We start from the raw sequence: 18,189 nt of genomic DNA on the forward strand, positions 1-18,189 counted from the left end.
ATTTTTGATGATCGTGACCACGACGCCCAGCGTGGAGGGGCGCAACATCAGGGAGTATCGGGGCATCGTGTTCGGCGAGGTGGTCGCCGGCGTCAACTTTTTGAAGGACATCGGAGCGGCCTTGCGGAACGTCTTTGGAGGGCGCTCCAAGGGGTACGAGGAGGAGCTGACCCGCGCTCGCGACGAGAGCCTGGCCGAGATGGCCCAGAGGGCGGCTGCGATGGGGGCCGACGCCGTCGTGGGCGTCAAGATGGATTACGAGGTGCTGGGAACGGGCAACGACATGCTGATGGTGACGTGCAGCGGGACGGCCGTGAAGCTGGACTGAGGGGCCCTTTCTTGGTGGCGGGCGGAGCCGGACCTCTTCGGCTCCGCCCGTCGCGTACGGGGATCGGGATCCGTCCGCCGAGCCGACTCGTTCTCGTAGGCGTGCTCTCATCGTTTTTGGGGTGCGCCGCCTTTTGGGAACGTTCGCCGAAGGTCTGGGCCGATCGTGCAATCCGTAGGCATCCTCAAGGTAAAGCGCTCTCGGGAAAGGATCCCGAGAGCGCTTTCGATCACGGCGAACGGATCCTATTCGGAGCCGGCCGCGCTCAGCAAGGCCCCGATCGGGCGGTAGACCCTGCCCTTCCGCCCGGCCTCGAACTCCTCTCGGGCCCGCCGAACGAGGCTGGGGTCGACAGCCAGGTCATAAACGGTCCCGGCAAGGGTTTTTGCGGCCAGAACCATGCCCTTGAGCCCCAGCGAGCCCCCCGAGCAGGCCACGGCCTGCCAGGAGTGGTGCGGAACGCCGAGGGGCCACGATGCCACCCAGACCATGGAGGTGGGCATGATGTTCGCCACGTCGCCGACGTCGGTCGAACCCATCACGAATTTTCCCGCGTCGAAGCAGGGGAGAGGTGCCGTGTTCAGGATCGTCCCGATCCCCTCGGGCATCCGGCTCAGGGCCGCCTCGCGCTGTCCGGACGGCAGGGACTCCTGAATTTCCCGGGCGAAGCGCATCTCCTCCTCGCTGTAGGCGACGGGACCGGCAAACGAACGGAGATTTTGTTCCAGCAGCGCGTTGAGGACCTTGTTGGGGAGCGTGTTGTAGCAGCCGCCCAGGATCTCGGTCTGGACCTCGGTCTCGGTCATGAGGGCCGCGCCCTTCGCCACCTTGACCAGACGCCGCCAGAGCGAGACCAGTTCTCCGTCGTGCGGGGCCCTGGCGAAGTACCAGACCTCGGCCTCGGGCGGCACGATGTTGGGGGCGAGTCCGCCCTGGGTGATGACGTAGTGCAGGCGGTCCTGGGCGACCATGTGCTCTCTCAAGTAGTTGGCGCCGACGTTCATCAGCTCCACCGCGTCGAGCGCGCTCCGACCGGCCTCGGGGGACGCGCCGGCGTGGGCGGAGATTCCCTGAAAACGGAATTTTGCGGAGACCATGGCCGTCATGGTCGCGGCGGTGACGGAGCTGCAGTCGGCCGGGTGCCAGCTCAGGGCCACGTCCGTGCCGGAGAAATAGCCGTCCTTCGCCATGTCCCCCTTGCCGGTCAGGACCTCCTCGGCGGGACAGCCGTAGTAGCGTACGGTGCCCTGGATCCCCTGGGAGGCGAAGACCTCCTTTACGGCGCACGCGGCCATGAGGCCGCCGACGCCCAGCAGGTTGTGTCCGCAGCCGTGTCCGGGGGCCTTGGGGGCGGTTGCCTCGGGCCTTGTGCTCACGGTTTGGGACATCCCGGCTAGGGCGTCGTACTCGCCAAGGATGCCGACGACCGGGCCCCCCTCTCCCCACTCGGCCATGAAGGCGGTGGGCATGTCGCCCTTCTGCACCACCTTGAAACCGCGCTGCCGCAAAAAGTCCATCTGGAGCCGGGCGGCCTCGTGCTCCTGATAGGCGAGCTCGGGAGAAGCCCATATCTCCAGAGCCAGGGCCTCAAAGGGGGCCCGGTTCGCGTCGATCCACGTCAAAATCGCTCTCTTGTCCATGCTTTGCTCCCTTCGGATTTGTCTCGTGAATGGACTTTAGGAAAAGGAAAAAGGCCAAGGAGATGGCGCCGTTCCTCCGCTCCCGTCCTGCGGAACCGCTCCGGCGGGCGAGGAGGAGCGCCGCAAGAAATCCCGGGCCGCAGCGCCGGCCCGGCTGCGTGCCGCTCCTCTTTGGGTACGCGAGGAAGAGGCAAGTCCCTTCATCATTATAATCGAGGACGGGAGCGGGGGCCAGGTGAATCGGCACGGCCTTTTCGGCGACGGGGGAGGCTTTTCGGCGTTTTCTGCGGCCTCCGGGAGCGATGGGGCGACCGGCCGCCGGGTTGTGGGATAATAAGCCCAATTTTTCCGCGAGGGGGAAGTGCGTATCGTGAGTCCGTTCCGCTTTGTCCTGAAGCACATAGCGCCTCTGACCGTGGGGTATCTGTTCATCGGCATCGCCTTCGGGGTCTTGGCCGTCGAGGCCGGCCACTCGGTCCTCTGGACGTTCCTGGCCGGTCTCCTGATCTATGCCGGTTCGATGCAGATCGTCATGATCTCGCTCATGCTCTCCGGGGTCCCCCTCTACGCCATCGCATTCATGACGTTCTTCGTCAACGCGCGTCACATCTTCTACGGCCTGGGGTTCGTCGAACGGTTCCGCGGCCGGGGCTGGATGTCCCCCTATCTGGCCCTCACGGTGACCGACGAGACCTATTCCGTGCTCTGTTCCATCGAGTACCCGCCGGAAATGGATTCGCGGAAGGCCGACCTCTGCATCGCCGCGACGTGCCATCTGCTCTGGGCCTTCAGCTGCCTTGCGGGGGCCCTGTTCGGCCGGACGATGCCCTTCGACATGCGGGGCATAGAGTTCTCCGCCACGGCGTTCTTCACGACGATCTGCGTCGATCAGTGGCGCCGGTTCGGATCTCACATTCCCGCCGTCGCGGGGTTCCTCGCCGCGCTCGCCTTCTACGGCCTCCTGGGGCCGGACCGCTTCCTTCTGCCTGCTCTGTCCGCAAGCCTGATCGTGCTGCTCGTCCTCAGGGACCGGGTCGCCCTGGGAATGGGGGGTGGCGCATCGTGAGCCTCGGCTCCCTGTCGGTCCTGGCCGTCGTCGCCCTCGTCACGATGCTGACCCGTGGCCTGCCCTATCTTCTGTTCGGCGGAAACAGGGAGGTGCCCGGTTTCCTCCGCTACCTCGGCGCGGTGCTGCCCGCCTCCATCATGGTCGTCCTGGTGGTCCATTGCCTGAGGCACGTCAAGCTGACGGCCTGGCCCTACGGGATCGCGGAGCTGTCCGCCGTGGCCGTCGTCGTCGCTGCCCAGATCCTGAAGAAGAGCGCCATCCTCAGCGTGTTTCTGGGGACGGCGCTCTATATGTTCTTGATTCGGCTGCTCTAGCGGGGGGAGGGACTTTTCCCCGCACCCCCTACACTTTATCCTTGAACCAGCGCACGATCTCCTGCAGCCTGGCCAGGCGCGGTCTGGGACGGCCGGAGCGGCTCAGCTCGTGGTTCTCGCCCTTGAAGACGCACAGGCGGGCCTCCACGCCGTTGCGCTTGAGGGCCGTGAAGAACTGGAGCCCCTGCGAGATCTCGCAGCGATGGTCCTCGTCCGAGTGGATGAGCAGGGTCGGGGTCCTCACCTGGTCGGCGTATTTCAGGGGGGAGTGCTGCCAGAGCTTGTCCACGTCGCTCCAGACGTCGGCCGCCTGCTGGTCCGGGACGAAGAAGTATCCGATGTCGGAGATGCCGGCCATCGAGACCCAGTTGCAGATGCTCCGCTGCGTCACGGCCGCCCGGAAACGGTCGGTATGACCGACGATCCAGTTGGTCATGAACCCGCCGTAGGAGCCGCCGGTCACGCCCATCCGGTCTCGGTCCACGAAGGGAAGAGTGTCGACGGCCCAGTCCACGAAGGCCATCAGGTCCTCGTAATCGATGGTGCCGTACTTGCCCCGGACATCGGCAAAGGCGTTGCCCTTTCCGTCGCTGCCCCGCGGGTTGCAGAACAGCACGACAAACCCCTCCGCCGCCCAGCACTGCATCTCGTGCACGAAGACGTCGCTGAACGTCGCCTTGGGCCCGCCATGGATGTGCAGCAGGGTCGGGTACTTCTTGCCGACCTCGAAACCGACGGGACGCATGTACCAGCAGTCGAGCCCCTCGGGGGAACCGTTCTCCAGGCGGACGTGCTCGGGCACGCTCAGGTCCTTTCCCGCGAGGGCCTTCGCGTTGAAGTCCGTGAGACGCCGTTCCCTGCCGGGCTCCACGAGGTACAGCTCCTGGAGCCCCAGCCCCTCGAGGCCGACGACGGCCGCACGGCCGCCGCGAACGTCGTATTCGTCGATGCTGCGCAGCTCCCGCGAGATCTGCTCGATGCCGCCCTGAGCGTCGATGGCGTGCAGGTGCGAGCGGCATCCGTCCGTGGAGACGAACCACGCCCGGTCGCCGTCCACGAGGAAGGCGTGCGCCTGGTCGGTCGTTCCGTAGCGGCAGTCGCAGATGATGGAGTTCCTCAGGCTCCGGTCGAGGTCGGGCGTCAGGCATTGCGGAGCGCCGTTCGCCGCCCGGTAGAAGCGCACGTTCTCGTTGTGCCCGTGGCGCTTCATGTCCGTGCCGGTCAGCAGGAGTCCGCCCGCGAACACGTCCGCGCAGGACCATGCGAATTGGGCCTGGGGGGCGCGTTCGGTCACGGCCTTCGCCTCCAGGTCGAACTCCCAGACCCCGCTCGTCTCCGGCATCGCGTCCCCATAGACGACCCCCGTCGCCAGCGCCCGCCTGCGGTCGGGCGAGAGGCGCACCTGACGCACCTCCATGTCGTGCGGCGACAGGTCCTCGAGCTCGCCCGAACCAAGGGCGAGCAGGGAGAGCGTCCTTCGGGACTGACCGGTGAACCCCTTGCCGTTCGAGCAGAAGGGGATCTGCTCGAAGACCTCGTAGTCCGCGTCCTCGAACCGGTCCTCCGGACGCGCATCGACGGTCTGGAGCAGGAGGCGCTCCTCGTCGAGCGCCCAGAGCGCGGCCACGGTCCGGGGGACCTCCGCCAAAAAGCGGGCCTCGCCCCCCGCCACCGGGATGCGGTAGATGCGGGCGGCCTCGGCACGCCGTTTCTCCGCGTCCTCCTTGGGCTTGTGCTCGACTGGCTGGCGTTCCCGGCCGCTGACGAAAATCAGACCGGTCCCCGAGACGTCCCAGCAGAAGGCCTTCTCCGCGCCCGTGGCGGTCAGACGGAAACGGGTCTCGGTGGCCAGGTCGTAGATCCACAGGTCGGAGAGATAGCGGTTGTTCTCCAGGTCGGCCTGGTGGACGGCAAAGGCGATCTTGGAACCGTCGGGGGAGAAGCGCGGGGCCGACAGGAAACGGTATTGAAGGAGATCGTGGAACGTGATGCGCGTGTTCTGAAGTTTTTCTGTGCTTTTTTCCATGGTTTCGGATGTTCCTTCCTGCAGCCAGAGTAGGCGGCGATGTTCAGTCCAAGTGAGGCGCGGAGGCTACGGCGCAGAGCGCGATGGAATGGAACTTTTCCTCGGCGCTCGATCCGCGGGAGGTGACCACAACGGGGATCTTCGCCCCGACGACGATCCCGGCCAGCTGCGCGTGGGCCGACACCAGAAGGCTCTTGCCCAAAAGGTTGCCGGCCGTCATGTCGGGCGTCAGCAGGACGTCGAAGCGGCCGCAGTTCTCGCTCTCGTAGCCCTTGATCGCGGCGATCTCGGGGCTCATCGCCACGTCGTAGGAGATGGGGCCCTCGACGATGCAGCCGTCGATCTCCCCGCGCCGGTTCATCTCCGTCAGCTCGGCGGCCTCCACGGTCTCGCGCATCTTGGGGTTCAGCTTCTCGATCGCGCAGAGCACGGCCACCCTGGGGCGCTCCCAGCCCATCGCCCTCAGCGTCGTCACGGCGTTCAGGATCAGCCCCTTCTTCCGGTTCAGGTCGGGATACACGACCATGCCGCCGTCGGTCACCACCACGAGCCGGTCGACGCCGGGGATCTGGAAGAAAGCGAGGTGCGACATCAGGCCGCCGGAGGGGGAGTCCTCGGTATGCAGGTTGTTCGCTCGGTCCACGACGGGCTTCAACAGGTCCTTCGTATCCATCCTGCCCTTGACCAGGAAGTCTCCGGCCCCGGAGGCGATCAGCTCCACGGCGCGCTGGGCCGGGTTCTCGCCGTCCGGGACGTCGGAGAGGACGCACCGGTCCGGGGCTCCGCCCAGGGATCGGACCAGCTCCGCGACGTGGCGTGCGTTGCCCGTCAGTACGGGGAGGCCGATGATTCCCGCCTTTTCCGCCGCGAGGACCGCCTCCAGTACGTGCTCGTCCTCCGCGCCGGCCACGACGCATCGGCGCTTGCCCGGCAGGGCCCGGGCCCGTTCGACGAGCACCTCGAAGTTCCGGTATTCCATCGTTTCACACCTCCTTGAAATGGGCGTCGAAGGTTCGGCGCCGTCCGTCAGTGCGCCAGCGACCTCATGAACCAGAGGATGTTCGGGATCGCGAACAGGTCGATCAGGGCGGCCCCGCAGAGGGGGACGATCAGAAAGGCCTTGTAGGAGACCAGATTGTGGTGGTCGCAGGCCGCCCGCATCATCGAGACGGCGCTCGGCGGGGCTCCAAGCCCGTGGCCGATGAAGCCGGAGCAGATGATCGCCGCGTCGTAATCCCCGCCCATCAGGGGAAAGATGACGAATACCGTCATCAGGAGGATCATGGCGGTCTGAACGGCCAGGATCGCCAGCAGCGGAAGGGCCAGGCCGTAAAGTTCGCCGATCCTGACGCTCATCATCGAGGTGGTCAGAAAGAGGCTGACCGATACCGTCGAGATCAGGTCGAGGCACTGGGGGTGGATGCGAACGATCTTCAGGGCGTCGTTCAGGTTGCGGAACGCCACCGCCAGAAACATCGCGCCCAGATATCCGGGGAAGGTGAAGTTCCCCCAGCCCCAGACCTCTCTGGCCCAGTGCTGCAGCCGATCCGCCCCCCAGCGCCCGAACGCCATCAGGGCCAGGAGGAGCCCCAACGTGTGGATGAAGTCGTTGATCGTGATGGCCTCCCGCTCCTCGGAGTCGTGGTAGCCCTTCTTGAAGAATTCCAGGTCCGTCGTGAGCTTCAGATTTTTTCGGCGGACCAGCCAGTCCGCGACGGGGGCCCCCAGGGTGCCTCCGACGATGATCCCGAAGGTGGCCGCCGCCACGGCGACGACCAGCGCTCCCTCCGCCCCCAGGGATTCGGCCGATGGGCCGAAGATGACGGCCAGGCTGTGCCCGCCCTGGAGGGACACGGCGCCCGCCATGACGCCCAGCAGGGGATGGAGTCCGAGGAGCTTTGCGGCCGACACCCCCACGATGTTCTGCAACAGGGCCAGGCCCCAGCAACAACAGAGATAGAGGAAGAGCGTCTCGCCGCCCCGATGAAAGGCGCGAAAGCTTCCCGTGAGGCCGATTCGGGTGAAGAATACGGCGATCATCGGTATTTGCAGGCTGAGGTCGAAATTGACCGCGGCGACCCCCGATGCGCTCAGCGAGAAGGTCGTCGCCGCGGCCAGGAGGCCTCCGATGACTCCGGCGGGAATGCACAGGCGCCTGAAGATCTCGTAGCGGTTTCTCAGACCGACGCCCAGAAGAAAGAGGAGCGAGGCGATCGCTGCGGTGAACACGGGGTCGAATTGAACGTTCGCAAAGCCTTGAATGCTTGAGACTTCCATACAAATGGTGCCCTTTCCGAATCAGGCTGTCGATTGGCCCGGATGTCCGGGCCCAGGGTCACATTATATAGAAGCCCCGGACTTTACTCAACGGGAGTATTTCTGAGTATGGGAGGGAAAATCCGCCCGGAGGGAAGCCTTGGGGCGGATTTTCGTAGGGCGTTTGGTACCGGTTGCCTCGGGTGGGGAGCTCAGGGTGTGACGACAGGAAAGGCAGCCGCGAGGCGATTGATGAACCAGACGATGTTGGGGATTCCCACCAGGTCGATCAGCACCGCGCCGCACAGCGGGACGATGAGAAATGCCTTGTAGGAGATCACTCCGTAGCGCTCGCATACCGCACTCATGTTGGAGACCGCGTTGGGGGTCGCTCCGAGCCCGTGTCCGACGAAGCCGGAGCAGATGACGGCCGCATCGTAGTCCCTGCCCAGAAGACGGAAGAGAACGAAAATGGCGATGATCGCGATGCTCAGTACCTGGAGCAACAGAATGGCGATCAGCGGGATGGCCAGATCGTAGAGGTCCCAGATGCGCAGGCTCATCATGGCCATCGTCAGGAAGATGCCGATGGAGATGTCCGCGATGAGTTCGATGGCTCGCTCGTGAAGCCTGACGACCTTGAGTCCATCGTTCAGGTTGCGGAAGATCACGGCTGCGAACATGGCTCCGACGTACCCGGGAAGGGAGAAGTTCTGCCATTTCCAGACGTTCTTGGCCTGATCATTGAACCAGCCGGAGGCCATGGAGCCCAGCGCCATGAGGGCGAGCACCAGGGTCAGCATGCGGAAGAGGTCGAAACTGTCGGTCTCCCTCGACATTGTCTCGAGGTCCGGATGCGTCTTGTAAAGCGCGTCCTGAGAGGCGGAGAGCTCCAGTTTGTTGCGCTGGATCAGCCAGGTTGCCAGAGGCCCTCCCATGATCCCGCCCGCAATCAGGCCGAAGGTCGCCGATGCGATGGCGACGGCCTTGGCCCCGGCGATCCCCATGGCCTCCGCCGTGGGGCCGAATGCCGCGGCCGCTCCGTGTCCGCCCTCCAGGGAGACCGCACCGGCCATGACGCCCAGAACCGGATGAATGCCGAAGATCTTGGCCAAGGAGGCTCCGAATGCGTTCTGGAACACCGCGAGTCCCCAGCAGGCGCAGAGGTAGACGATCAACGCCCGCCCTCCTTTTTTCAGGAGCCCCAGGCTTCCGCCGATTCCGACCGTGGTGAAGAACGCCAGCATCATGGGGCTCTGGAGCGTGGTCTGGAATTTCACCGTGGCTCCGCCCCGATGGTGTAAAAAGAGGGTGATCAGAGCCATAACGAGCCCGCCGATAACCGCGGCGGGAATGCTGTAGCGCGTCAGGAAAGCTATTTTGCGCCGGAGTCCGACGCCGATCATGTAGAGGATGGCCGCGATGGCCGTGGTGAACAAGGGGTCGAAGCTGAGGGTGAACACTCCGTTGATCGTCTCCCAATTCAAAACGATACACGTCCTTTCATGATTTTTTGCCGATACAGAACAGAATCGGTGCCGCCGCTCGACATTGCGGCGGAGCGTCCCTAGCGGAGCGGCTCGGGGTTGGTTCCCCGGATCTGGCCGGTGCCGTAGATGACGAACTTGGTGGACGTGAGCTGTTCGATGCCCATGGGGCCGCGGGCGTGCAGCTTCTGCGTGCTGATGCCCATCTCGGCCCCGAACCCGAACACGCCCCCGTCGGTGAAGCGCGTCGAGGCGTTGACGTAGACGGCGGCCGCGTCAACGCCGGCCAGGAATCGCTGTGCGTTGGCGTAGCTCTCCGTCACGATGGCCTCGCTGTGTTTCGTTCCGTGCCGGTGGATGTGCTCCATGGCCTCCTCGATGCCGTCCACCACCCGGACGGCCAGGATCATGTCGTGGTACTCCGTGTCCCAGTCCTCCTCCGAGGCGGGCTTGGCGTCCGGATAGAGGGCCCGGATGTCCTCGTCCCCGCGGAGCTCCACGCCGCGGGACGCCATCGCCTCCATCGCCGCAGGGACGAATCGCTTCGCGATGTCCCTGTGGACCAGCAGCGTCTCCATGGCGTTGCAGACCGCGCTGCGCTGCGTCTTTGCGTTGACCGCGATGTCGAGGGCCATGTCGACGTCCGCCGAGGCGTCGACGAAGGTGTGGCAGTTGCCGTCGCCCGTCATGATGTAGGGGACTCGGGCGTGTTCGGTCACGGCCGCCTTCAGCGCCTTGCCCCCGCGGGGGATCAGAACGTCCAGGGCCTGGAGGCGCATCAGCCCGACGGAGGCCGTGCGGTCGGGGTTGGAGACGAGCTGGACGGCCCCCTCCGGCATTCCCGCTCCCGTGGCCGCCGCCCGAAGGGCGCCCGCGATGGCGACGTTGGAGCGCAGGGCCTCCTTGCCGCCCCTGAGGATGACGGCGTTGCCCGATTTCAGGCACAGCCCCGCCGCGTCGGCGGTCACGTTGGGCCGGGCCTCGTAGATGATGCCCACCACGCCCAGAGGGACTCGGACGCGTCCCACCTTGAGGCCCCGATCCACCGTCCACATCCCCAGGACCGTGCCGATGGGGTCCTGGAGGGCGGCGATCTCCTCCAGGCCGGACGCCATCCCCTCGATGCGGGATTCGTCCAGGGCGAGGCGGTCCAGGGTCGCCGCGGAGAGCCCGGCGGCACGGCCGTCCTCGAGGTCCTTCGCGTTCTCCGAGCGGATGAGGCCGGAGTCCTTGCGGAGCGCCGCCGCCATGGCTCGCAGCGCGCCGTTTTTGGCCTCCGCCCCCGCGACCGCCAGCTCCCGTGCGGCCGCCCGGGCCCGGTCTCCCATTTGTGCCAGTTCGTGCTCCATGCTCATGCGTTTCCGTCCTTTCGTTCAGACCAGGGCCATGTTGTTTCGGTGCACCAGTTCCTCGTAGTCGCAGACGCCCAGTATGGAGGCGATCTCCCCCGACCGGCGGCCGAGGATCCTGCGCGCGTCCCCGGAGGCGTAGTTGCTGATCCCCCTGGCCACCTCCTGGTTGGCGCCGTTGCGGATGGAGACCACGTCCCCCGGCCGGAAGTTCCCCTCGATGTCCCGGACCCCGGAGGGCAGGAGGCTTTTTCCCTGGTGGACGAGGGCCCGCTCGGCCCCTTCGTCCACCCGCAGGACTCCCTTGGGGGCGCTGCCGACGGCCAGCCACTGCCGGCGTGCGGCGTATCCCTCCCGGCTGGGGATGAAGAAGGTGCCGACCTCCTCGCCCCCGGCGATGCGCCGGATCACGTTGCGTTCGTCGCTCGATGCGATCACCATGGGGATTCCGTTGGCCATCGTGATCCGCGCCGCGGCCAGCTTGGTGGCCATCCCCCCGCTGGACATGGAGCTGCCCCTCGTCGTCGAGTTGGCCTCCATCGCCTCCGTGACGACGGAGACCTTCGGGATCAGGCGCGCGCCGGGGTTCCTGCGGGGATCGGCGTCGTAGAGGCCGTCGATGTCCGACAGGATCATCAGCAGGTCGGCCCCCGCGTTGCAGGCGACCATGGCGGAGAGCCGGTCGTTGTCCCCGAACTTCAGCTCGTGGACCGCAACGGTGTCGTTCTCGTTGACGATGGGGATCACGCCGTAGTCCAGCAGCGCAAAGATCGTATTGCGGGAGTTCAGGTAACGTCCCGGCTCGGAGAAACAGTCCCGCGTCAGGAGGACCTGGGCCACGCTCTTGGAGTACTCCGCGAAGAATTTTTCATACATCTGCATCAGGAGCCCCTGCCCGACGGCGGCCAACGCCTGTTTTTCCGGCAGGGTCGAAGGCATGCGTCCCAGCTTTCCGGCCCCGGCCCCGACGGCCCCGGAACTGACGAGGATCAGTTCACGGCCGGAGTTGTGCAGGTCGGAGACCTCCCGGACCAGAAGTTCCATTTTCTCCAGGTTGATCTGCCCCGTGGGGTAGGTGATGGAGCTGGTTCCCACCTTCACGACGATGCGCCTGCAGCCGCGCAGATTTTCACGTTCCAAGTCGATTCTCCTTCTTTTGCGTTCTTTGAGGTTCCGCTCCGGCCGTCGAAGTTCCGCGGGCGTCGCGAAGTTCCTTGATTCTCCTATTGTATAATGAAAACGCTCCTAAAGAGGAAGGGACCGGATTTTTCGTGCTTGCCCTTGTCGAGAAAAGTTTTGGAACGCCTGAAGGAGAGTGGGTCCAATGTTTGGCTCCGTCCAAGCGGAGAATACGGCTTTTTTGATGGTCGATATCCAGGAGCGCCTGATGCCCAGTATCGACGGGAACGAGGCCGTGCTGCGGAACGCCGTGCGTCTGCTGACTGCGGCAAAGGTGCTGAAGCTGCCGCTGATCGTTACCGAGCAGTATCCCAAGGGGATCGGCCCCACCCTGCCCGAGCTGAACGAGCTTGTCCCGGCCGGAACGCCGCGCCTTGAGAAGACGCGCTTCTCCTGCTGCGGGTGCGCCGGTTTCGACGAGGCGCTCGATGCCCTGGGGCGCTCCGTGACCGTCGTGTTCGGCATCGAGACCCACATCTGCATCCTGTCCACCGTCATGGACCTGATCGACCGGGGGCGGAACGTCGTCCTGGCCGCCGACGCCTGCGGCAGCCGCAGTTCGGAGAATCACGCCCTGGCCCTGGACGCGGTCCGGAGGGGCGGAGCCCTCGTCGTGCCGACGGAGACGGTCGTGTATCGAATGCTGGGGGCCGCGGGCACGCCGGAGTTCAAGGCCTTGCTCCCCCTTTTCAAGTAGCGGCCGCTCCTTGAAGGTGATGGAATGTTTTTTTCGATCGGACGCTGCCGCCGGGAGGGATCGGGAATGAGAGGGACGTTGGCGACGTTGCTGTTTCTTCTGTTCGTCTCGGGGTGTGCGGAGGCCAATTACGAGAAGGGGCTCGAGGCCCGTCGGGACGGGGATTACACGGAGGCCCTGAATCAGTGGATGCTGGCCTCCGACGACCCGCGCTGCATGACCGCGATCGCCGTGATGTACGACTACGGCGAGGGCGTGGAGCAGGACGAGGACAAGGCCGCGTACTGGTATCACAAGGCGGCGAACAAGGGCAACTATCGGGCCATGGCGCAGCTGGCGAATTTCTCCCTCTCCGGCGTGGGGGGGGAGACGCGTTCTCCCATGGTGTGGCGCACCAAGCTCGAGGCGCTCCAAGGCAAGGACCCTTACGTGGATTACGTCCTGGCGTTTTTTTATGCCAACGCCCATGGCGGGGAGCGCCGGCTGGACGACGCGCTGTCGCTGCTCAAGCCCCTGGTCGAACAGGGATTCGAGCCCTTCGTCCCCCTCTATCGCGATATCGAACAGCGCATCGCGGATCGGAACGCGGGCGTTCAGGAGGCGGGCGCCCTGGCGCTGGAGATGGCCCAGGGAGAGGTGTCGTTCGACGCCCGGTGGAAGGACAGGCGTATCGTCGTCAGCGGTTACGTGAGTGCCGTGCGGAGGCTCAACGATTACGGCTACGCCCTCAAGTTGGGGGGGCCCAATCCCTCGCTCGTTCCGAAGGACAACCTGTTGGCGGTCTTCTACGCTCCCTCCCTGGCGAACCCCCTGACCGGCCTGAATCCCGGCGATTACATCAAGCTCGACGGGGTCTATCTGGGGAGGGTTCCGTTCGCGCTCGAGCCGAGTGCCTTGACGCTCCTCGGATGCAACCTCGTCAAGGCCCTTTCGCGCGACATACGGTTCTGATGGGGTGACGCCTTGTCCTTGAAGTCGTTCTGTTTCCGCCACAAAACCGTTTTGCTGATCGCCCTGACCCTGGGATACCTGTATCTGCGGGGGATCGGCGATCACGGGCTTCTGGATCCTCTCGAGGGCATCCACGCCTCCGTGGGGCTGAATGCCGCGGCACGGGGGTCCTCCCTGATGCCCGAGGTGGGGGGCGTCCCCTACGCCGGGAAATCCATCGGGTTCTGGTGGCTCGAGGCGCTGTCCCTGGGATTCTTCGGGTGGGGGGAGTTTGCGGTTCGCCTCGTTCCTGCCCTCTCCGGGCTCGGCATGGCCCTCGCCTCCGCCATGGTCCTGGGAAGGGCCCGTCCTCGCGGGGCACGACTGGCCGCGGTGCTTACGGGGTCGATGCCCCTGAGCTTCGTCGCGTCCCAGCTGGCCGCGCCGCATGCCCTCTACGCCTGCCTCGTCACTTTCGCGCTGGCGGCGTTCGTCAGGGCCTGGGAGGATCGCCGCCATGCCGTCTGGGCCCATGCCGCCGCCGCCCTGGCCTTTATCGTCCAGGGGCCCGAGGGGCTCCTCCTGCCGTGGCTTTGTCTTTACCTCTACTCGGTTCTGACCGATGACTCCGCCTCCTTGACGGGGCCCCTGCTCTATGGGCCGGGCGTGGCGGTCTCCGCTCTGCTGGTCTTGGGCTACGTTTTCCTGCTGTACTCTAAGAACCCCATGATCCTGACGCTGATGGGCTATCGAACGCCGGTGTTTCTGCCGTCGCTGCCCTTGGCCCTTCCGATGCTTCTGGCGGGGACCGTGCCGTGGACGGGGATTCTGTGGCAGGCGGTCACGGAATCCTGGCCGAGGAACGGCGAGGACCTGCTGAACCCGGAGGGGCCGAGGCTCTTTCTGCTCCTCTGGGCCGGGATCTTCCTCGTGTTCGGGGTGCTTATGGGGGATGCCCTGGCCCTCGTCGCCTGTCTTCCTCCGCTGGCGGCCCTGGCCGGGGACCGCCTGGACGAGTGGGTGGAGGCGAACGAAATCCTCAGGGTTCAGAGCTCTGTGGCGCTCAATATCCTCTACATCGCCCTGTTCCTGGTGCTGGGGCTCCCGGTCCTGCTCTTCGGCCTCCCGCCCTTCCTTTCGGACGCGTGGTCCTCGATCTTGATGTGGGCGTTCTTTATGGCGCTCGTCGCCCTGGCGGGCTGGTACTATGCCCGGACAAGGCAGTTGGTCAAGCTGATGCGCAACGTCTCGGCCGTCGCCCTGATGGGGCTTCTTCCTCTGGCCGGGGCCTTCGACCTCGTGGCGGAGCGCTCCTCCCTTCATGACGAGGGGACCCTGCTTCGAGGGGAGATGCACAGAGGGGACACTCTGGTGCAGTACGCGATGAACCGTCCATCCCTGTTCTTCTACACGCTGCGGAGCTCCGAGCTCATCAACGCTCCGCTGGTTCCGGGGCTGCTGGAGCAGCCGACGGGAAGCGACACCGCGCTGCATCGTCTCTGGGGGGGCAAGGGCAGGGCCTTTTTGCTCATCGAGAGCGAGCAGACGCTCCACGCGCCCCTGCCCCAGGATGTCAACGTGATTCATGACGGGGGAAGGGTCCTGCTGCTGAGCAACCGGAAGACCCCCCTCAACGCCGGGGCCCTCCACCCCGTCTCCGCGGACGTCCCCTTCCGCTAGCCCCCGCCGCTACAGAGCCTCCGCCTTGTAGGAGCTCCGGACGAAGGGGCCGGAGGCCACCCGTGCGAAGCCGAGCTCCAGGGCCTTGGCGCGATAGCGCTCGAAGGTCTCCGGCGTGACGTACTCGTAGACTGCGATGTGCTGCGCCGTCGGCTGCAGGTACTGCCCCACGGTCAGCATGTCGCAGTCCCCCTCCCTCAGCCGTTCCATGACGGCGATCACCTCGTCCTCCCGCTCTCCGAGCCCGACCATGATGCCCGACTTCGTCTTGAAGCCCTTGCTCTTCGCGTAGCGGAGGACGGCGAGGGACCGCTCGAAGTCGGCCTGCGGCCGGACCTTGTGATAGAGGGAGGGCACCGTCTCCACGTTGTGGTTCAGGACGTCCGGCCGTTCCGCCAGGATGATGTCCAGAAGGTCCTCGCGCCCCTGCATATCGGGGATGAGCAGCTCGATGGTCGTCTCCGGGCACTGGGCCCGGATCTCCCGGACGCAGGCGGCGAACTGCTCCGCGCCCTGATCGGGGAGGTCGTCCCGCGTGACGGAGGTGACGACGGCGTGGCGGAGCTTCAGCGAACGGACCGCCCTGGCGACGTGCGCGGGCTCGAGCGGGTCCACGGGGTCGGGAAGCTCCCGGCTGACGTTGCAGAAGGTGCAGTTGCGCGTGCAGTTCCGCCCCAGAATGATGAAGGTCGCCGTCCTCTTGCCGTAGCACTCCATGCGGTTGGGACAGTTGGCCTCCTGACATACGGTGTTCAGGTGCAGGCTCCTCAGGAGCTCCTCGACCTCCTGAAACGGGCGTCCCCCCTGAATCTTGATCTTCAGCCACTCGGGCTTGCGCAAGGCCGTTTTTGGGGCCGTCATGGAAAAATCCCTCCCTCTGTTTTTACGCGGCCGTGGTGCGGGCGGCCAGAAGGTCCTCGATCAGGGCGCCGTTCTCCATGCCGCGGATGTAGTCGTCGACACGAATGCCCTCAAGTCCCCGGGAGAGCTCCGCATGGTCCAGTGCGTTTCCCTCCAGGCGCCTCGCGAGCTCGAGGACGTCCCGATCCCCGAAGAAGTCCCCCAGGATCTCCGCGTGCCGGATGACCCCCGCGTCGACGTCGAGACGGTAGCCGATCATGCCGAAGGGGTGGCGGACGTCGTAGCCGTGGGTGAATCGATGCCGGACCCCCAGGTTCCAGGAGGGGGAGTCGAAGCGTTCCCGCTTGATCCGCATCACCTCCCGCAGCCCGTCCTCGCGGAGGGCGTAGGTCTCCCGGATGCCGTAGTGATTCATGAAGTGTCCCTTAAGGTGCTCCATGAACTCCCGAACGTCCATGCGCACGTATTCGGCAAGCGTCCCGATCCGGCTGGCGACGGACCGGACCTGCTTGTTCACGAACTTGACCGGGTTGGGCCGCAGCGCCTTGGAGATGGCCTCCCTGTCCACGTCGAACAGGAGCGTCCCGTGGTGCAGCACCCGGTTCTCGTACCGGAACTGGGCGTTGCCGGAGACCTTTTTGCCCTCTACGGTGATGTCGTTTCGGCCCGTGAACTCCGCGTCGATCCCGAGCTGCCTCAGGGCGCCGACGACCGGTGCGGCGAACTTCAGGAACGGGTTCTCCCCATCGTCCCGGAAGGGGGCGATGAGGGTGTACTGCAGATTCTTGAGGTCGCAGTAAATGGTCCCGCCGCCCGAGAGCCGGCGCACCACGCGGATGCCCTTCTCCCGGACGTAATCGGCGTCGTACTCGCAGAGGGCGTCCTGGTTCCGGCCGATGAGGATCGTCGGCACGTTCTGCCAGACCATGAAGACGTCCTCCTGAAGGTTCTTCAGCAGATACTCCTCGAGCGCGTGGTTGTACGCGGGGTCGGTGGACGGATTTTCTATCAGCAGCAAGGGATGCGCCTCCTCGATGTCGTGTTGTCCTCATTGTACACCACACGGCCTATGGCGGGCATCCTTGTGCGGCCTGGCGGCGAGCCGGCGCGGTCTGGAGAGCGAATTCGGATATTGCGGCCTCCCGGCCGGTACGAGTCTCTGAATTTTTCAGGAAGGAGGAGCTGAATTTAGAGATGTTTTTGTACCCAGGAGTGGCACAAGCGTTCCGTATTTGTGCGTATCGAGGTTTTTACCGCGTCCTGTTTCTTGACTGGAGTCCAGTTTGGGCGGACTGTGTAGCATGGCGAGTCGCTCAGGTTCAGGGTATCCTCATCACTATCGATGGGAAAGCCTTTACTCTTGCTGAAGTTCGGTTTCTGCAGCTTCTTGTGTAGTGCCTCGGTACATGGTCTCGCCTCGTCGTTCTCGAAGGTCGTGATGGGACAAGTAAACGACTCAACTTTCGCATCTGGTTTTAGGATGTAAACCGTTGTTATCAGGGCATCTATTGATCCTGAACCGCTAAAGGAACCCGTTCATGCGGACAGTTTCAGTTTATTTCTCAATGGGGCCGGAAGGGAGGCCGGGAAGACTTCGAGCATTGCACTCAGGTCCTCTTCCGACAGGCACAGCTTCTCCGACACATACGCCACCCAGCCCCTTATTCAGAAGCTCAAAGGCTTCCAGCAACGTGATGTCCGCAAGTTCGTCACAGACGCTGTAAAACAGCTCTCCCGCCGTTCGCTCGTCCGCATCGAGTCGATTCAGGTACGCCAGCATCACGTAACGCGCGAACACCATGGATATCCACGCGCTCATCGCGTCATAACTGATGGACTGGCATTTCCTTGTCGGGCGCAGCAACGACTTGCAGGTTTTGAAAAACACTTCGATACTCCAACGTTTGCCGTAAAGACGAACGACCTCCTCCTCCGAAAGAGAACGATCCGTGGGGAGCAGAACCAGATACTCCTTCCGCTTCCTTCGGTTACGGACAAAAACGAGGCGTACGGGAAGCGACTGAAGCTCCGCCTCGAGCGAGTTGAGGAACCGATAGAAGGTGTCTTTTGCAGCAAAGACGGCGCCTCCTGCACGGAGGGCTTCGAACAGTTTTTTGTGAATGAAGGCCAGCTCGAAGAGTTGGCGAAAAATTCCGAGCACCGGAATGCCTTTTGTCTTGTAGGCTCCGCTTTTCTTCAGAAGGGAGCCAAGTTTGAAGGCGCTGAAGAAGGACTCCGTTATGGAAGAGGTTTCGTTTAAGGCAGCAGCGGTTTGTGTTATGATTTGCATGGCATGGACCTCCAGGGGATTGTGTTTTTGGACGATACAATTTTACCCGAAAGGCTTCCATGCCTCTTCTTGTTTCTGGCTCG

General features: G+C 64.5%; 16 protein-coding genes. 6 read left to right on the plus strand and 10 right to left on the minus strand.

Annotated features, from left to right (window positions below; translation table 11 throughout):
• Positions 1 to 7: 7 nt before the first annotated feature.
• Positions 8 to 328 (plus strand): putative heavy metal-binding protein, encoded by a 321-nt coding sequence (locus tag EII26_RS08135; RefSeq protein WP_124888659.1) that lies wholly within the window; start codon positions 8 to 10, stop codon positions 326 to 328.
• 245 nt (positions 329 to 573) lie between these two features.
• On the opposite strand, the gene EII26_RS08140 is transcribed toward EII26_RS08135, so the two are convergent.
• Complete coding sequence (locus tag EII26_RS08140) at positions 574 to 1,968, minus strand: amidohydrolase (protein ID WP_124888660.1); 1,395 nt, start codon at positions 1,966 to 1,968, stop codon at positions 574 to 576.
• A gap of 370 nt (positions 1,969 to 2,338) precedes the next feature.
• Between EII26_RS08140 and EII26_RS08145 the strand changes: the two genes are divergently transcribed.
• Positions 2,339 to 3,034, plus strand: coding sequence for an AzlC family ABC transporter permease (locus EII26_RS08145; RefSeq protein WP_124888661.1), 696 nt, complete (start codon positions 2,339 to 2,341; stop codon positions 3,032 to 3,034).
• Positions 3,031 to 3,351: a branched-chain amino acid transporter permease gene (locus EII26_RS08150; protein WP_199735142.1), complete on the plus strand. Its 321-nt coding sequence runs from the start codon at positions 3,031 to 3,033 to the stop codon at positions 3,349 to 3,351. The genes EII26_RS08145 and EII26_RS08150 overlap by 4 nt, the downstream gene beginning before the upstream one ends.
• A gap of 28 nt (positions 3,352 to 3,379) precedes the next feature.
• On the opposite strand, the gene EII26_RS08155 is transcribed toward EII26_RS08150, so the two are convergent.
• From EII26_RS08155 to proB, 6 genes are all read right to left on the minus strand, one after another.
• A complete protein-coding gene (locus EII26_RS08155; RefSeq protein WP_124888662.1) occupies positions 3,380 to 5,377 on the minus strand; it encodes a S9 family peptidase in 1,998 nt (665 codons plus the stop codon).
• Between the two features lie 43 nt (positions 5,378 to 5,420).
• Positions 5,421 to 6,356, minus strand: coding sequence for a phosphate acyltransferase (locus EII26_RS08160; protein ID WP_124888663.1), 936 nt, complete (start codon positions 6,354 to 6,356; stop codon positions 5,421 to 5,423).
• A 47-nt stretch (positions 6,357 to 6,403) separates the two neighbouring features.
• Positions 6,404 to 7,654 carry a sodium/glutamate symporter gene (locus EII26_RS08165; RefSeq protein WP_124888664.1) on the minus strand — a complete coding sequence of 417 codons (1,251 nt, stop codon included), beginning with the start codon at positions 7,652 to 7,654 and terminating at the stop codon, positions 6,404 to 6,406.
• A 191-nt stretch (positions 7,655 to 7,845) separates the two neighbouring features.
• Entirely contained in the window at positions 7,846 to 9,120 is a 1,275-nt protein-coding gene (gene gltS / locus EII26_RS08170; protein WP_124888665.1) for a sodium/glutamate symporter, read from the minus strand.
• 80 nt (positions 9,121 to 9,200) lie between these two features.
• Positions 9,201 to 10,475, minus strand: a complete 1,275-nt coding sequence (locus tag EII26_RS08175) for a glutamate-5-semialdehyde dehydrogenase (RefSeq protein WP_124888666.1) — start codon at positions 10,473 to 10,475, stop codon at positions 9,201 to 9,203.
• Positions 10,476 to 10,493: 18 nt separating this feature from the next.
• Positions 10,494 to 11,609 (minus strand): glutamate 5-kinase, encoded by a 1,116-nt coding sequence (proB, locus tag EII26_RS08180; protein ID WP_124888667.1) that lies wholly within the window; start codon positions 11,607 to 11,609, stop codon positions 10,494 to 10,496.
• Between the two features lie 184 nt (positions 11,610 to 11,793).
• Here proB and EII26_RS08185 point away from each other — a divergent pair, with 184 nt between their 5' ends.
• The 3 genes from EII26_RS08185 (at position 11,794) to EII26_RS08195 (ending at position 14,955) form a co-directional block, all read left to right on the plus strand.
• Complete coding sequence (locus EII26_RS08185; RefSeq protein WP_124888668.1) at positions 11,794 to 12,345, plus strand: hydrolase; 552 nt, start codon at positions 11,794 to 11,796, stop codon at positions 12,343 to 12,345.
• 66 nt (positions 12,346 to 12,411) lie between these two features.
• Complete coding sequence (locus tag EII26_RS08190) at positions 12,412 to 13,296, plus strand: tetratricopeptide repeat protein (RefSeq protein WP_158612210.1); 885 nt, start codon at positions 12,412 to 12,414, stop codon at positions 13,294 to 13,296.
• A gap of 12 nt (positions 13,297 to 13,308) precedes the next feature.
• On the plus strand, positions 13,309 to 14,955 hold the full coding sequence (locus tag EII26_RS08195; protein ID WP_124888670.1) for an ArnT family glycosyltransferase: 1,647 nt from the start codon (positions 13,309 to 13,311) through the stop codon (positions 14,953 to 14,955).
• A gap of 9 nt (positions 14,956 to 14,964) precedes the next feature.
• Here EII26_RS08195 and lipA read toward each other — a convergent pair whose 3' ends face one another.
• The 3 genes from lipA to EII26_RS08210 all read right to left on the minus strand — a co-directional run bounded on the left by lipA (position 14,965) and on the right by EII26_RS08210 (position 18,106).
• Positions 14,965 to 15,816: a lipoyl synthase gene (gene lipA, locus EII26_RS08200; RefSeq protein ID WP_124888671.1), complete on the minus strand. Its 852-nt coding sequence runs from the start codon at positions 15,814 to 15,816 to the stop codon at positions 14,965 to 14,967.
• Between the two features lie 22 nt (positions 15,817 to 15,838).
• Positions 15,839 to 16,834: a lipoate--protein ligase gene (locus tag EII26_RS08205; protein WP_158612211.1), complete on the minus strand. Its 996-nt coding sequence runs from the start codon at positions 16,832 to 16,834 to the stop codon at positions 15,839 to 15,841.
• 537 nt (positions 16,835 to 17,371) lie between these two features.
• A complete protein-coding gene (locus tag EII26_RS08210) occupies positions 17,372 to 18,106 on the minus strand; it encodes a transposase (RefSeq protein WP_124888673.1) in 735 nt (244 codons plus the stop codon).
• Positions 18,107 to 18,189 lie beyond the last annotated feature (83 nt).

Source organism: Fretibacterium sp. OH1220_COT-178 (assembly GCF_003860125.1).
Lineage (GTDB): Bacteria > Synergistota > Synergistia > Synergistales > Aminobacteriaceae > CAJPSE01.